Below are 14,857 nucleotides of genomic sequence, written 5' to 3'. Positions count from 1 at the left end.
ACAAATATTTTAAACTACTGTAAGTTATGGAAATAAGCGAGATCAAACAACAGCTGACCATGGCAGCTGTGTTGCATTACTACGGGTTGAAGCCCGACAAGCACAGTCGGTTGTGCTGTCCTTTTCACGAGGATAAAAGCCCGAGCATGCAGGTGTACTACAAAACGCAAACAGCTTATTGCTTTAGTTCTAACTGCAAAACCCATGGGAAGAGTATGGATGTGATTGATTTTGTGATGCACCAGGAGAACAGCAGCAAATCCGAAGCTATTGCTAAAGCCAAAGAAATACTAGGAGTTCAAACAGAAGAACAAAGTAGGGTATTACCTAGTACAAACTTTTTGGGCGGTATGTACCAATATTTTAAAAATGCGGTTCACAACTCCAAATCAGCCAAAGATTACTTACAACAACGGGGCTTAGATTACAAGAAAATCGAAGTGGGTTACAATGCGGGGCAGTTCCACCATGGGACAAGGCGTGATGAGCAGCTGATTGCGCAGTGTGTGGAAAGAGGATTACTGCTAGACAAAGGGCAGGTGAGTCGAACAGGAGAGAAAGCGTATGGAATTTTTGGCAAGTGGTGTATCGTCTTTGCCCTGAAAAACAAGGAAAATGCTATTGTGAGTTTGTATTTTAGAAGTAGCATCAGCGATGCAAACAATAAGCATTACTACCAAAGTAGAAACCTATGAAGACAATATGAGTCGGAGTTTTTTGATTGCAGTAGATGAGAGCAATGCGCAAACCCAGCGGATCATCGACTATCAGAATCGCAGAAATGCAGGCGAGATCAACGCCGACCAAAGTCAGAAAGCAATTGGGTTTATCCAGCAAATTGTACGTAATCTAAAGGTTTACGAAGTGATTAATCCGTATGCAACCAAGTTACAATTACCCGAAAAAGTGCATAAGATTAGACGGTTAAACGAGATGTACCAAGCGGTTATTAAACAAGTTACTTTTTTAAATCAGTATAATAGAAAGTTAACCAAAGACAATCAGTTACTCACTGAGATTGAAGATATAGAGCAAGCTACCGAAATCTTGTTTGAAAGTATCGTCTTAAAAGTCGATGAACTCGATGGAAGTTTGAGACAGTTTTTTGAACGGTTGAAGAAGCACGTTAAGAATGAAAACCAAGATTTTTTACAGCGTGAAATCCGCCAAGAGTTCGGGCTGTCCAAGACCCAAGTGCAGCGGTACATTAACAGTCTTTTAGAACTAGAATACCTCAAGCAAACAGGAGGTTATGCCAACAAAGGGATCAAGTATAAAATCTGTTATTGGGACAATCATCAGAAGTTGCGAATGGAGATTAAGGATTATCTTTTGAATCAAATTGAAAATTTAAAGCAAGTATGATGATCAAACGACAATATGAACCACTGTTGGGTCACTAATGGTTCGCTAGTGGGTCACTAGAAGTCAATAAAAAGTTTTTAACGTGTTGTAAATCAGTAGTGCTTAGTCTAGCGACCCAAAAAACGAAAAGGAAGAGTAAGCAAAACGGTCATACCCCTAGTTCCTATGATAGCAACTACCCTCAAACAATATTACGATTACTTGGTGATCAAGGGATATCAAGAAGAAACCTCGAGAAACCGCTATTGGAATGTCTGTCATTTTATCGGTTTTATCCAAAAGGATTTTATGGAGGTAACCCAAAGCGATGTAAAAGCGTATTACACTTATTTACAAGAGCGTCCCAATAAGATCAAAGGTCGTGGTAAACTCAAGAGCAGTAGTATCTTGCACCACATTCGCTCGATCGAACTGTTTTATCTTTTTTTATTTGAGTTTAAAAAGATCAGCAGTCCCCTTCAACTGGAACTGCCCAGCATCAAAGAGGAAACCGATTTTGTACGCGAGATCTTAACGCAAAGGGAAATCAAACAACTTTATAAAGAAGCAACGATTAAAGAAAGCGTCATCCTGCACTTGGGATATGGCTGTGGGCTTCGCGTATCGGAACTGGTGGCGGTGAACAAAGAAGATCTGTATCTGAAGGAAAACTTACTTTTAGTTCCCAAGGGTAAAAACAACAAAAGGCGCATCATCCCCTTTACCCAGCAAATGCAAGTTGATTTTGTCGCTTATCTAGCTGAAGAACCCGCTGCTGTACAGGCTTTGGTTGTCAATACTAAAGGCAGGCGCATGCAAGCATGGACGTATAATCAACTGCTTAAACGCTTGCTTAAAGCCATTGCTATTCCTGTCGAAAGGCTAGAGAAGATCAGTATCCACAGCCTTCGTCACTCCATCGCTACCCATCTTTTAGCCAGTGGGATGGAGCTGGAGCAAGTGCGGGAGTTTTTAGGACATGAACAATTAGAAACTACCGAAATCTACACCCATATTCACTCAAGCCAACTCAAAACCCTCCAAGATGAACAATGATGACATTAGCTCAATACCTTGAAACCCACTATAAAACCAAGGGGATCCACCACTTGATTAAACGCTATACCGACTATCAAAACGGACAAGCAGCAACCGCTGAATTAGCATCAATCCTGCAGTACATCGCTTATCTTCGCAAGGGCGGCGTCCATCCCAAAACCCTTCGCAATCACCTTTTTGCCATCAAGATCTACTACCGTTACCTGCAATATATCGGTCAGCGTGAAGATCACCCTTGCGTTAAACTCACCCTTAAAGATCCGGTCAACCGTGCTATTGCTACAGAAAAGCTGTATACCAAATCCGAATTAGACGCTTTACAGGCTAACTACCAATGCAAGGACAAACGCCTGGAAACCCGCAATAAAGTCATCCTTAGCTTGCTGATTAACCAAGCCTTACAAGTACAGGAAATCAGCGCGTTAAGTCTTGAGAACATCGACTTAGACAAGGCAGAGATCTATATTGCTAAAACCAGTAAAACCCACGGAAGAACCCTGCCTTTACAAGCTACTCAAATCGCGTTACTGCTTCGCTATTTATCTGAACGAATGCAATTTAAGCCCAAAACATCACACTTTATTATCTCCAAATACGGCAAAACCTTGCAAGGGCAGGGGATCAGTCGATTACTCAATGAAGGCAGGAGTAAAGCCGATCGGATCCAACCGATCAAAATCCGTCAAAGTGCAATAGCCTTGCTGCTAAAATCAGGCGGGAACTTGCGTTTGGTTCAAGCCTTTTCCGGACACAAACACAGCAGCAGTACACAAGCCTACAAACAAAGCGAACTAGAACAATTACAAGCATCAGTCAACAAATACCATCCCTTGCAGTAAAGTATTCTTAGAATAAAAATTTATCCAAGAAAGAAGAGCAGGAAAAGCGGAGTTCGTCGTCCTAGCTCGGCAAGCGTCGGCCAACCCTTCAAGGCCCTTTTTTTTCAATTGAAAAATAAAAATAGGAGCAAAAAAAGAGCCTTGAAGCCCTACGGGTGCTCCGCTTCGCTACGCAGGTTGTCCTTCCTCTTGCAGCTCGCTTCGTCCTTCTCACGCCCGGCTATTTTGTCCGTTTATGCCTCTTTGTTTTTTTTGCGCTGCGCTCCATAAAACAAAGCAGCAACACGTCCACCGCCGGGCATAATTTGGCTCGCCTGCGGGTCGCTGTGGGCTACGGCGCTTAGTTGTAGTTGCCTCCGCTTCGCTTTGGCTAACACTAAGGAATGCCTTGTATCCTGCGCCCAGCCCTGTCACGATTTATCAAAAGATCAAAAATCCCGCCAGGGCTGTTCTTGTATATATGCAAGCCCTCGCAGTCCACTGCGCTGCCTGCTTTAGGTCTTCCACCCTTGCTCCACTCGCAGGGGGCTCGCAGGCTGTCGTTCGTTGCCTCTCTCCAGCCGGCTTTGGCCATCAAGGGCTCCGCTATCGCTACTCCCTTTTGTCCAGCCATTAGCTCAAGGCTGTTTTTCCTTCGGATCATCTAAGAAAATTTGTCTAAAAAGCTAACGCCCTTCGGTTGTTGACTCATTTTTTACATCGGTTTGTTCGCTGCGCTGCCAAACCGCTATAAAAAAGTGAGTTATTTTTTTTTCAATTGAAATAAACCTTATTTTTATATGGACAGTTGGTTTTGTAAATCCAAGGTTGAGTTCGCGCGAGCAAAAGAAGGAGTAGATGTGGTTGAGTGTGGACCCGTTGGCGGAGAAGATGCCAAGTTGGAACCCTTATGCGTATACGTTTAATAATCCGATTATGTTTACGGATCCTACGGGGATGATAGGAGAAGGGATAATTGTAGGTAATTCAATTAAAGAAAACTTCGTAAATAATCAAGCATTAAATACTTTTGCATCAACGGAAGAGGGAAAAGCCTTTTTAAGTGATTATGCAAAAAAAGGAGATGTTGTTGGAGAACATACTTTTAATAAGGATGGGAAATATCATAGCAAAGGGATAGATATAGTTTTTGAATCGAAAGATTTAGGTAGAGATGTTGGAGGGAATACTTCTAGTTCTATACAAGAAAGTAGAGCTGAAATTCTATTTACTATTAATAGTAATCCAATTGTTGATTCATCTGATGGTAATTCTTATGATACTAGAAATCTTAGTAATAAAAATGATATGGTAAAAGCTATTATAGGCAGAACTGTAACTATTTTTCATGAAACTTTTTTGCATGGTGATCATAGTACTAAAGATTATTTGGATGATTATAGTTTTAATAAAAGTAACATTGATCCACATATATTAAATCATTATAAAAATGCTCTTAAACATGCAGGTCATGCACAAGCTCAATTTGGTTCAGATGCTTCAAGTTTATTGTTTAATACAAAAGGATTTAAAGGTATTGAATCAGCGAATTCTAAGTGGAGTTCAGGTAAGCAATATAGTGGCAATCAATTGAAAAAAATGATGTGGAATTTCGCAGGAAGTTATAAATAATTTTAACTATGAGACTTTTTTTTTTAGGATGTGTATTTTTTCTTTTTTTTCATGTAAACAAGATAATGTTGTAGTAACTGAATATAATTACTTTACAGCGGATATTTGGAATAAAAATACAATAAAAGACAAGCATGTAGTATACAAGGCTTTGTTAGAAGGGGATTCATTATCAATATATAAAAGAGATAATGGAATTCGTGAAAAATTTAAATTTGCTTTAGATGCAAAAGGAATTTATGTAGTGGAAAATAAGAGGCGAAAATTATTGTATTCGTTTGAAAAAAATGTAAAAATACTAAGAGATAGTAGTGTAACTAAGAGTTTCCATAATGAAGTAGAATTGATAGAAAAAAAGAAATATATAATTAATGAAGTAGAGTATCAAATCTATCATTTTTTGGAAAGTGATTATGATGTAACATTAGATAGTTATTACTTAGAAGGAGAGGGGTTTATTTGTTTTTATGAATTTAAAGGAAGTAAATTTTTATATCTTGATTCTCCAAAAGCATTAGAAGTGTATAAAATATTTTCTGAGGACTATTCTTTTAATGCTGTATTACAAGCAGAGATGATGAGAAAAAATGTTTTAAAAAGTAAAGAAAATTGATTTCACCCGATCGCGCGGAGTGTGCTGTGAATGGACAAAAGTTAGAAACGTTGTTCAATGCTTTATATGAGATGATAGTAGGTCTATCGCAATGGTTGTACAAGCGAGGGTTGCACACCACCTCTCGGTGCTTTGAAAGTAATAGAAAGGTATTGAACGGCAAGAGGAAAAGGCTATCAAGAATAGTCAGGTGCGAATAAGAGAGATGAACGCAAGTGAACCTTTGAAGAAGTTGTGAGATATCGGAACATTTTGTCAAAATCCTGTTTTTCCGCGAACGGGTGATAACTATAGCTGACACTTGTTTACAGGCTATAGGGCAAACGCAATAGAGAAGGCATGACTCTTATTCAGGCTCATATAAGGAACTCAGGAAGTCCTTGTGAAATGTCAAGAGAACCGCCAAGTAGGCAATACCTACAAGGCTTACATTATCAAAGTTCCCAAGGATGGCGGATGTTGTTGTTGTAGTGAAGAAGCTTTTGTAATGAGAGTAGAGCGAAGGGCAACAGTCATACAGTTGTTGATATTTTAACAACTTAAACAAAATTTAAGGATGATTAATTTATTTACAACAGAATCAAAACCAATTCCAATAACCAAAAAGATGGTAAAGGAAGCGTACCGAAAAGTAAACTCAAACCAAGGCAGTGTAGGAGTTGATGAAGAAAACTTGAGAGAATTTCAAGAAGATTTATTAAGTAACCTTTACAAAATTTGGAATAGAATGAGCTCAGGGAGTTACTTTGCTCAACCGGTCAAAGAGGAACTTTGCTTGACAAAAACGGACGAGGAATTCCATAAGGAGGAGTAATAAGTGCGTTGTTAGCTAATCTGTTTTTGCATTATGCTTTTGATGCATGGTTCGAGAAAAACTATCCCCATCTAAGATTTGAGAGATACGCCGATGATATCATTGTACATTGTCACAGTGAATCTCAAAGTATAGAAGTCCTCCATGCTATAAGAAACAGGTTAAAAGAATGTAGATTGTAGCTAAATGAACAAAAGACACAAATCGTATATTGTCAGGCTTATAATCGAGCAAGGCAAAAGGATTATCCTAAGAAATTTGATTTTCTAGGGTTTACGTTCAAACCAAGGTCGAAAGCCACTAAAGGAGGTAGAATGTTTTTGGGTTTCGATTGTGAAATTAGTCAAAAGTCACAAACAAGGATTATACAAAATTGGTCAGCCTTAAAGTTTCATAGACGTAGTAGTATAACTATACAAGATATAGCTACCAAACTACGTCCTCAAACAATAGGGATAGCGCGTTATTATGGGTATTTTAAAGTTTGGACGTTACAACGATTATTTAGGAATTTAGAAAACCGATTGGCAAAATGGGTAAGGAAAAAGTTTAAATCAATGAAAGGAAGTTATAGTAAAGCACATCGTTGGTTAAAAGCTATCAGAATCTGCTATCCAACACTGTTTTATCATTGGCAACTTTTTAAAATGATATGATTTGTATGACAAGAGCCGTATGAAACGAGAGTTTCACGTACGGTTCTGTGAGAGGCTTGAGTTGAAATACTTTTGCCTACTTGACCTTAACTTCGTTCTCTTCAGCAAAAACCTCGGGTGCAGTCCGTGGGTATAAATAAAAAACAAAAACCCGCTTTTGATTAGCGGGTTTTTCTTTAAAAATAGCTTGAGCGTTATTTAGCAAACGCTTGTTTAGTTTTGAAATTTTGGATGTAGGTATCAATATGTACTATAGTATAGTGTGAGTGACGGATGCGACCTATCTTAATCGGTTAATTTTTCTAATCCTCCTAACCAAGTTACTCTACAGTATTGTGTGAGCGCGAGATGCGACCCTTCGTTACCTCAGGGTGATTACTGTTAGTGAGTGACGGATGGATATACTGGGAGTTAGTCGCATCCGTACTGTAGATGTATGGAGGAATTGTACAACTACACAACAATCAAAAAGAGTATCAGTTTTTCGAAATTTCTTGAATAGCCAATGGTTCTTTAAATCGGAAGAGTTGCTAAAGAGCAGAGAAACAAAAACACAAAAAATACAACTTAGGATTGAGTAAGAATTCTGGAAAAGAAAAAATCAATACTTTTTCTATACTGTATTGTTATTTTTGCTTTCTTTGTATCGTAAATTCTCGATATATAGAAATGACAGACTTATTTAAGGCGCTATCCAATGAGCATAGAATTCAAATACTGAAATGGCTCAAAACACCGCATGATTTTTTTGAGTTGGAAGACATTGAACCAGAGGTTCATGAATTTGGCGTTTGCATGAGCGTAATTCAAAAAAAGGTAGGTTTGTCTCAATCTACTACATCTGCCTATCTCACTTCGATGGTGGCTATTGGATTGCTCGTGTCTGTTCGCAATGGTCAATGGACCTATTATAAACGCAATGAAGAGAAGATAGCCGAGTTGGCTCGTTATATTCAAAACACCTTATAAATCCCTCAACGGCACAGTCCGTTACTTTTCATGATCCAATATATCTATAATTCCCGATATCTAAATATTTAAAAATATGAAAAATGAATTTCATAACCACTCGATTTTTAATCGAGTATTCCAACCAGGAAAATTGTCCTTGGGTATTTTCTTACCCTTGCAGGTCTATAATCAATCGATGACGGTATTTCATCAACACCTCAAGTACATCAAACAAATTGACAGCAGTGGTTTTGATGCTTTATGGGTGCGGGACATTCCGGTGTATGATCCTAACTTTAGAGATGTAGGACAAGTTTATGACCCTCTGACGTATTTAGCCTATATTGCTGGGCAAACACATCAGGTTGCTTTGGGAACTGCGAGTATCGTACTGCCGTTACAGCATCCCATCGCTTTAGCGAAAACAACGGCATCCATCGATCAATTATCAGGAGGGCGCTTGCTCTTAGGAGTAGGATCAGGGGATCGCTATGCTGAATTTCCTGCATTTGGAAAGTCGTTTGAGCAAAGAGCAACGTTATTTCGCGAGGTTTTTCAAGATATTCAAACCCTGCATCGCATCGATACACCGAAAATGAGTTCTGCGTTAACCAAAATGCAGGATTTGGATGTTGTACCCAAACCGCTACATCGCGGTATACCCATGTTAGTGACGGGTGCCAGCCAACAATCGCTAGATTGGATTGCAGCACATGCCGATGGATGGATTACCTATCCTGGACCTACAACAACAAATGAGGATACACTAGTGTTGCAACAAAAAATACAAGCGTTTCGAAATTTGGTGCCTGAGGGGGTATTTAAGCCCCAGATGACAAATGAATGGATCGAATTAGACGAAGATCCTTATTTTCCAAGAACGCCTTTGCGCGGTGGTTTTATCCTAAAAACAGGACGCTATGGCTTGATTGAATTGTTACAAAAATGGGAGGAAATAGGAGTAAATCACGCCGCTTTAGGGATTCAATTTAGCAAGAGAGATATAGGGGAAACACTAGATGAATTAGCCAAAGAGGTATTGCCTTATTTTAAAAATAAAACAACACTCATACAGGGGTGATTGGGCTAACTTTTTGGAAATCTAAGCTTTATGTTGTATATTAGTGCGTAATGGATTAATTGTAGCAAGGAAATAATTTGGATGCTACTGGTACATGGGGGTGTTGAAGTGCGTTAATTTTAGACAACGATTTCCGTAGCATAACCCTAAACCTTCATTGAGGTTTGATGTTCCTTAATCCAACTGCCGCAAGAGAAAATCTCCATTCACATCACCTTGCACAAAGTAAACGCATTAACCTTATCATTTAACAGAAAAAACATGAAGAAAACAAAAGTAGTAGGCCCTATACTAGAGGATCAGACTGTAGATTTACTCGTTGTAGGATCTGGAACAGGTTTAACGGCAGCTCTTGCTGCACACGAGTTTGGTTTATCAACTCTTGTGGTTGAAAAAACACCTTATGTAGGTGGTTCTACGGCACTTTCAGGAGGAGCATTTTGGATTCCTGGGAATCAAGTACTCCAAGAGGATGGATCCAAAGATCAACTAGAAGAGGGAGAAAAATACTTAAACGCCTTAGTTAAAAAAGAATACCCAAGGGCGCGATGGCAAGCCTTCTTGCAAGAAGGGAACGCTACCATTGCAATGTTATATCGCCAAACAGCACTGAAGTTCTTTTGGGCAAAAGGATATTCCGATTATCACCCTGAAACCCCAGGAGGATCAGCTAGGGGGAGAACCTGTGAATCCAAACCTTTTAATTTAAACCGCTTGGGAGTCGAAAAAAAACGTTTCCGATATGGAAAAATGGAAGCGCCTTTACCCATGCCCGTTACGGGATATGATTACAAATGGATGAATCTAATGTTGAAAAAGCCCTTAAAAGCTTTTCCAATTATATTGAAGCGATTGTTTCAAGGTGTTGGAGGACTTTTGATTGGAAAAAAACTAGTAGCAGGCGGGCAGGCTATTGCTGCGGGGATGTTTGATGGAGTCATCCGCGCTGGTATTCCCGTGTATACTCAGGCAAGTTTGATTGCTCTTCTCTATGATGGAACACGCATAACAGGGGCTGTAGTGAGGCAAAAGGACAAGGATGTAACGATTCATACTAAAAGAGGTGTAGTTTTAGCTGCTGGAGGTTTTGATCACAATATGCCGATGCGCCAACACTATCAATCTCCTCATTTGGTTGCTAATTTGAGTTTTGGAGCAGAAGGGAATACAGGAGATGCTATTACAATGGCGGAACAGTTAGGGGGAGTGCTTGACAATATGAAAGAATCTTGGTGGTTTCCTGCTGTAGCACCACTGAAGAAAGGAGGGGATCCTCAAGTATTGTTGGCAGAGCGTTCTCTCCCCGGGAGTTTTATGATTAATGCAAAGGGAAAACGATTCATTAATGAAGCAACGGATTATATGACGTTTGGACAGACTTTACTCAAGCTAGAACGGGAACAACAAGCCGTAGGTGACATGTGGCTTATTTTTGATCAAAAATATAGAAATCAATATCTTTTAGCGGGTGCTGTATTTCCAATGATGAATATACCAAGAGAATGGTATGAAGCTAAAATTGCGTTTAAAGCTCGTAACGCACAAGATCTAGCCAAACAAATGGGGATATCTGAAAAAATATTTATTGAAACCTACCAGCGTTTTAATACTCTGGCACAAAAGGGAAGGGATGAGGACTTTCATAAAGGTGAAAGTGCTTATGACCAATACTATGGTGATCCAACAGTGAAGCCTAACCCGTGCTTACGTCCCTTGAAGGGAAATTTATATGCGGTAAAAGTGGTGCTTTCTGATTTGGGAACTTGTGGTGGACTCATGACGGATGAAAATGGTGTAGTACTGCGCGAAAATCAACAAAAGATGGAAGGACTTTACGCCATTGGAAATACGGCAGCTAACGTTTTTGGACAAGTGTATCCAGGGGCAGGAGCAACCATCGGGCAAGGAATGGTATTTGGCTATATTGCCGCTAAACACGCCGCAAGCATACAACAAAATACAACACAAACAATTGGAATAGAGGATCTAAAGTAAGAAGGGGATCTCGAAAAAATGAACCTACAAAAAGCCAATCCGGATAAGGGATTGGCTTTTTTCTATTTGATTATCGCCTAGCTGTGAATAACCTATTTTCCTTTTTCTAAAATTAACTTCTCCGTAGGCATATTGTCTTCCACACCAACGAAATAGCTTTTGAAACCAAATTTCTCCAGTAATTTTTTGGATGCAATATTCTCAGGGTAAATCAATCCGATAATCGAAGTGGTGGGATGTGTTTGCTCAGCAAGAGCTAGTAAGGCAGTACAAATTTGCGTACCATAGCCTTTGCCCCAGTGTTTCTCTTCGAGGATATAGCCAATTTCTAAGAGGGAGCTGTCGCGTTTGTTCCACTCCATTTTGCCATCACCTAAATACGTGCCTGTAGCGTCGTATATTTTGAACGTACCGAGTGCTGGATTTTGCGCATTTATCTCCAGGATTGAATTGAATTTTTTGCGTGCTTCTTCTTCTGTTAGCCCTTGGCCAGATACATAACGCATGACACTGTCTTGCTGAACTAAAGAATAAAAAACAGCAAAATCATCAGCTGTATATTGAACGAGTTGAATAGACTCCATCGTTTGAATTTTAAAGTTTAAACAAAGATAAGACGTTGTTGACAATGTTTGGCTTGTAGTTGAGGATTGTTTTATACCTTTAACAGCATTAAAATAGGTGGTAGTATGATACAGTCTAAGGTCCTTATCGTTGATGATGAAGAGAAATTGCGCAAGCTTTTATCTCGTATTATTGAGTTAGAAGGTTTTGAAGTACATCAAGCTGAAAATCTAAAGGTGGCAACCAAGAAGTTAGCCCAGTTTCCCATTGATGTTGTTTTGTGTGATGTGAAATTACCCGATGGGAATGGAGTGGCCTTTGTGGAGCAGATTAAGCTAGCGCATCCTACTGTGGAGGTGATTTTACTTACCGCTTATGGCAATATTCCCGATGGGGTACAAGCGATTAAAAATGGCGCTTTTGACTATATTACTAAAGGAGATGACAACAACAAAATATTGCCTTTGTTGTATCGCGCCTTAGAGCGTGTCCAAATTAATCGCAGTTTGGTACAGCATCAGCTCGATATAACAACACAAGTTGATGGTTTTGATCAAGTCATTGGACAATCCTCGCCTTTATTGGCGGCTATTCACTTGGCGAAACGCGTAGCACCCACACAGGCAACAGTCTTGTTGACAGGCGAAACAGGAACGGGTAAAGAAGTATTTGCTCAGGCCATTCACCGTGCTAGTACGAGAGGAAAACAAAATTTTGTAGCGATTAATTGTTCTGCTTTTAGCAAGGATCTGTTAGAGAGTGAATTGTTTGGACATAAAGCAGGATCTTTCACCAATGCAATCAAAGATCAAAAGGGATTATTTGAAGAGGCCCATCAAGGCACTTTATTTTTGGATGAGATTGGGGAAATGCCCATGGAATTGCAGGCGAAATTACTTCGCGTATTGGAAGTAGGAGAATTCCTGAAGATCGGAGAAACCAAACCAACCAAGGTTGATGTGCGCATCATAGCAGCTACAAATCGAGATTTTGATACCACCATCAAAGCAGGTCTCTTTAGAGAAGATTTATATTATCGCCTTTCGGTATTTGAGATTCCCTTGCCCGCTTTAAAGGAGCGAATGGAGGATATTCCTTTATTAGCAGAGCGATTTAGAGTGCAATTTGCCACAGAACAAGGAAGCAAAGTCCAATCCATTAGCAAAGAGGCAATGGAAGCACTACAGCATTATGCTTGGCCAGGTAATATTAGAGAATTGCGCAATGCTATGGAACGCGCCACCATTTTGTGTATGCATACTGTTATACAACTGAGCGATTTGCCGTACGAAGTGCAGCAGCAATATCGTCCCGAACGAGAAGGCGAAACGGCTTTCGATTTAGCATCTGTAGAAAAACGACATATTCAGCGCGTCTTGCACTATACTAAAGGAAATAAAACCAAAACAGCAGAATTATTGGGGGTTGCACTAACAACCTTATACCGCAAAATGGCAGAATACAATATCAATTAACACAAGTGGGTTCAAATCATAGTTTTTGGTATATCCTTTGCTTTTGAACTTAATCAAACGAGCGAAATCGCCCAATGTGTACGCAGGGAAGATTAAAATATAATTGGCTTAAAAAGGCCAATTGTTCGAAATTGGCCTTTTTAAGCCAATTTGCATAAATTGGCCTTTTTAGGCCATTTTTTTTGTATATTTGTGTAGATAGATATAGATACAAGATTATGATAGCAGTTATAACAGGAGATATAGTCAATTCAAGAAGCGTTAGTCCAGAGGCGTGGCAACCTCAGTTGAAGTCCTTTTTAGAAGACAAAATAAAGGATACCTCTAAATGGGAAATCTACAGAGGAGATAGTTTTCAGATCGAAACAGCAGTCGATACGGTGTTGGAACTTGCCTTAAGTATTAAGGCATTGGTAAAACACAGCAGTAATATTGATGTGAGAATGAGTATCGGTATCGGTGAACAAGCATATACTTCAGCCAAAGTAACACAGTCTTATGGGGCGGCTTTTATTTTATCGGGAGAAGCTTTTGAAGAGTTAAGAGATAAAACGCTACACATGAAAACAAATGACAAGGATTTTGATGATTATTTTTATCCCATCTTGCGATTGGTTAGCTTTATTGCAGATCAATGGAAACCTGCAACGGCTGAAGCAATGTTTTATGTATTGAGCAATAAGAATATGTTGCAAAAAGAAATTGCGGTGTTGATGAATAAAGATAGTACCACTGTAAATAAAGCGTTGAAAAGAGCTGCTTATGATGAAATAAATGATGTATTAAAATTATATGCTAATAAAGTAAAACAATGTTTCTCTTCCTCTCAAAAATAGTATTCGCTCACTTACTCGGTGATTTTGTCTTTCAAACAGATAAGATGGCAAAGGATATCCATGAAAAAGGGATAAAGTCTGTCGCATTTGTGAAACACATAGGCATTCACTTGTTGCTCTTGTTTGCGGTTACAGCATTGGAACGCAAGTTTATCTGCGGCATACTCCTACTAACAGCCTCTCATGGCGTCATAGATGCATGCACGAAAGGATACTTAGCTAAAAAGATAAATCCAATTTGGACTTTAGTATGGGACCAAATACTGCATGCTGTATGTATCGCAGGATTTGTATATGCCTATTATCCCTATACCATTGATTGGCCTCTTTTGTTAGGCAAAAACGCCTTGGTTTTGTATAGCGCATGGATTCTCTTGATTTTCGTTTCTCCCATTGTCATAAAAAAAATAATAGAACAGTTTGCATTTACAATACCCAATAACGGGTTAAATAATGCGGGTAAATACATCGGAATATTAGAGCGTTTGTTTATCTTCTTCTTTGTTGTACTTCAGCGTTGGGAAGGTATAGGATTTTTATTAGCCGCTAAATCTATTTTTAGATTTGGTGATTTAAAGGCAAATAAGGATTTAAAATTAACGGAGTATATCTTGATAGGAACGTTGCTTAGCTTTGGATTAGGCATTGGTATTGCCTTATTGTATAATTTTGTTGTTTCGCTTTAAATAGTAACGTTATATTGTATACGATGCGGATGACCTTTAGGGGACATCCGCTTTTTTTTACTCCTTTTTTGTGTTGTAGTGTATCGTATTGATAGGCTTGCCCTAGTAAAACCCTATCAAAACGATAGGGTTTCTTTTTGGCATAATTCATTTTTTATGTTTAATTCATTGATTTATAGGTGATTGTTTGGTTTTGTGTGAAATTGGTATACCATTCGCTTATACTTGAACAAAACAAATCAACATGAAAACACAATCAATCTCCCCAAGTAGGCGAAACAACCAGAGGTCTCCCCAATCAATTTTAGCGCTAGGCGCATTAATGTATCAAGT

At 39.1% G+C, this 14,857-nt stretch carries 16 protein-coding genes; 15 read left to right on the top strand and 1 reads right to left on the bottom strand.

The features are described 5' to 3' along the window. The first annotated feature begins 26 nt into the window (after positions 1–26). The 12 genes from FBR08_RS15640 (at position 27) to FBR08_RS15585 (ending at position 10,963) form a co-directional block, all read left to right on the top strand. Positions 27–695 carry a CHC2 zinc finger domain-containing protein gene (locus FBR08_RS15640; RefSeq protein ID WP_158963766.1) on the top strand — a complete coding sequence of 223 codons (669 nt, stop codon included), beginning with the start codon at positions 27–29 and terminating at the stop codon, positions 693–695. Continuing rightward, complete coding sequence (locus FBR08_RS15635; RefSeq protein WP_158963764.1) at positions 655–1,365, top strand: LexA family transcriptional regulator; 711 nt, start codon at positions 655–657, stop codon at positions 1,363–1,365. Before FBR08_RS15640 ends, FBR08_RS15635 begins: the two co-directional genes overlap by 41 nt. A gap of 165 nt (positions 1,366–1,530) precedes the next feature. Next, on the top strand, positions 1,531–2,400 hold the full coding sequence (locus tag FBR08_RS15630; RefSeq protein ID WP_158963762.1) for a tyrosine-type recombinase/integrase: 870 nt from the start codon (positions 1,531–1,533) through the stop codon (positions 2,398–2,400). Continuing rightward, positions 2,397–3,242 carry a tyrosine-type recombinase/integrase gene (locus FBR08_RS15625; RefSeq protein ID WP_158963760.1) on the top strand — a complete coding sequence of 282 codons (846 nt, stop codon included), beginning with the start codon at positions 2,397–2,399 and terminating at the stop codon, positions 3,240–3,242. The genes FBR08_RS15630 and FBR08_RS15625 overlap by 4 nt, the downstream gene beginning before the upstream one ends. A gap of 915 nt (positions 3,243–4,157) precedes the next feature. Continuing rightward, the gene (locus FBR08_RS15620) at positions 4,158–4,853 is read left to right on the top strand and encodes a hypothetical protein (protein ID WP_158963758.1); all 696 of its coding nucleotides are present in this window, start codon (positions 4,158–4,160) and stop codon (positions 4,851–4,853) included. 28 nt (positions 4,854–4,881) lie between these two features. Further along, positions 4,882–5,466: a hypothetical protein gene (locus FBR08_RS15615; RefSeq protein ID WP_158963756.1), complete on the top strand. Its 585-nt coding sequence runs from the start codon at positions 4,882–4,884 to the stop codon at positions 5,464–5,466. Between the two features lie 556 nt (positions 5,467–6,022). Continuing rightward, a complete protein-coding gene (locus FBR08_RS15610) occupies positions 6,023–6,280 on the top strand; it encodes a hypothetical protein (RefSeq protein WP_158963754.1) in 258 nt (85 codons plus the stop codon). Between the two features lie 8 nt (positions 6,281–6,288). After that, complete coding sequence (locus FBR08_RS17125; RefSeq protein WP_158963752.1) at positions 6,289–6,462, top strand: hypothetical protein; 174 nt, start codon at positions 6,289–6,291, stop codon at positions 6,460–6,462. Between the two features lie 132 nt (positions 6,463–6,594). Beyond that, the gene (locus tag FBR08_RS17120; protein WP_158963750.1) at positions 6,595–6,936 is read left to right on the top strand and encodes a group II intron maturase-specific domain-containing protein; all 342 of its coding nucleotides are present in this window, start codon (positions 6,595–6,597) and stop codon (positions 6,934–6,936) included. Positions 6,937–7,605: 669 nt separating this feature from the next. Beyond that, positions 7,606–7,905 carry an ArsR/SmtB family transcription factor gene (locus FBR08_RS15595; protein WP_158963748.1) on the top strand — a complete coding sequence of 100 codons (300 nt, stop codon included), beginning with the start codon at positions 7,606–7,608 and terminating at the stop codon, positions 7,903–7,905. Positions 7,906–7,981: 76 nt separating this feature from the next. Continuing rightward, complete coding sequence (locus FBR08_RS15590; protein WP_158963746.1) at positions 7,982–8,968, top strand: LLM class oxidoreductase; 987 nt, start codon at positions 7,982–7,984, stop codon at positions 8,966–8,968. Positions 8,969–9,229: 261 nt separating this feature from the next. After that, on the top strand, positions 9,230–10,963 hold the full coding sequence (locus FBR08_RS15585) for a 3-ketosteroid-delta-1-dehydrogenase (protein ID WP_158963744.1): 1,734 nt from the start codon (positions 9,230–9,232) through the stop codon (positions 10,961–10,963). A gap of 92 nt (positions 10,964–11,055) precedes the next feature. Here FBR08_RS15585 and FBR08_RS15580 read toward each other — a convergent pair whose 3' ends face one another. Next, positions 11,056–11,547: a GNAT family N-acetyltransferase gene (locus tag FBR08_RS15580; protein WP_158963742.1), complete on the bottom strand. Its 492-nt coding sequence runs from the start codon at positions 11,545–11,547 to the stop codon at positions 11,056–11,058. A gap of 105 nt (positions 11,548–11,652) precedes the next feature. On the opposite strand from FBR08_RS15580, the gene FBR08_RS15575 reads away from it, so the two are divergent. From FBR08_RS15575 to FBR08_RS15565, 3 genes are all read left to right on the top strand, one after another. Further along, positions 11,653–13,002, top strand: coding sequence for a sigma-54-dependent transcriptional regulator (locus FBR08_RS15575; protein WP_158963740.1), 1,350 nt, complete (start codon positions 11,653–11,655; stop codon positions 13,000–13,002). Between the two features lie 218 nt (positions 13,003–13,220). After that, positions 13,221–13,838 (top strand): SatD family protein, encoded by a 618-nt coding sequence (locus FBR08_RS15570; RefSeq protein ID WP_158963738.1) that lies wholly within the window; start codon positions 13,221–13,223, stop codon positions 13,836–13,838. Between the two features lie 44 nt (positions 13,839–13,882). Further along, a complete protein-coding gene (locus FBR08_RS15565) occupies positions 13,883–14,524 on the top strand; it encodes a DUF3307 domain-containing protein (protein WP_233266140.1) in 642 nt (213 codons plus the stop codon). Positions 14,525–14,857 lie beyond the last annotated feature (333 nt).

Source organism: Myroides fluvii (assembly GCF_009792295.1).
Lineage (GTDB): Bacteria > Bacteroidota > Bacteroidia > Flavobacteriales > Flavobacteriaceae > Flavobacterium > Flavobacterium fluvii_A.
Note: the sequence above shows the minus strand (reverse complement) of the source record. Positions and strands in the feature narration are given on the sequence as shown.

Excerpts from the sequence above, each read along its gene's own strand:
- FBR08_RS15640 (WP_158963766.1), top strand. The coding sequence starts at position 27 with ATGGAAATAAGCGAGATCAAACAACAGCTGACCATGGCAGCTGTGTTG.
- FBR08_RS15635 (WP_158963764.1), top strand. The coding sequence starts at position 655 with ATGCAAACAATAAGCATTACTACCAAAGTAGAAACCTATGAAGACAAT.
- FBR08_RS15630 (WP_158963762.1), top strand. The coding sequence starts at position 1,531 with ATGATAGCAACTACCCTCAAACAATATTACGATTACTTGGTGATCAAG.
- FBR08_RS15625 (WP_158963760.1), top strand. The coding sequence starts at position 2,397 with ATGATGACATTAGCTCAATACCTTGAAACCCACTATAAAACCAAGGGG.
- FBR08_RS15620 (WP_158963758.1), top strand. The coding sequence starts at position 4,158 with ATGTTTACGGATCCTACGGGGATGATAGGAGAAGGGATAATTGTAGGT.
- FBR08_RS15615 (WP_158963756.1), top strand. The coding sequence starts at position 4,882 with ATGTGTATTTTTTCTTTTTTTTCATGTAAACAAGATAATGTTGTAGTA.
- FBR08_RS15610 (WP_158963754.1), top strand. The coding sequence starts at position 6,023 with ATGATTAATTTATTTACAACAGAATCAAAACCAATTCCAATAACCAAA.
- FBR08_RS17120 (WP_158963750.1), top strand. The coding sequence starts at position 6,595 with ATGTTTTTGGGTTTCGATTGTGAAATTAGTCAAAAGTCACAAACAAGG.
- FBR08_RS15595 (WP_158963748.1), top strand. The coding sequence starts at position 7,606 with ATGACAGACTTATTTAAGGCGCTATCCAATGAGCATAGAATTCAAATA.
- FBR08_RS15590 (WP_158963746.1), top strand. The coding sequence starts at position 7,982 with ATGAAAAATGAATTTCATAACCACTCGATTTTTAATCGAGTATTCCAA.
- FBR08_RS15585 (WP_158963744.1), top strand. The coding sequence starts at position 9,230 with ATGAAGAAAACAAAAGTAGTAGGCCCTATACTAGAGGATCAGACTGTA.
- FBR08_RS15580 (WP_158963742.1), bottom strand. The coding sequence starts at position 11,547 with ATGGAGTCTATTCAACTCGTTCAATATACAGCTGATGATTTTGCTGTT.
- FBR08_RS15575 (WP_158963740.1), top strand. The coding sequence starts at position 11,653 with ATGATACAGTCTAAGGTCCTTATCGTTGATGATGAAGAGAAATTGCGC.
- FBR08_RS15570 (WP_158963738.1), top strand. The coding sequence starts at position 13,221 with ATGATAGCAGTTATAACAGGAGATATAGTCAATTCAAGAAGCGTTAGT.
- FBR08_RS15565 (WP_233266140.1), top strand. The coding sequence starts at position 13,883 with ATGGCAAAGGATATCCATGAAAAAGGGATAAAGTCTGTCGCATTTGTG.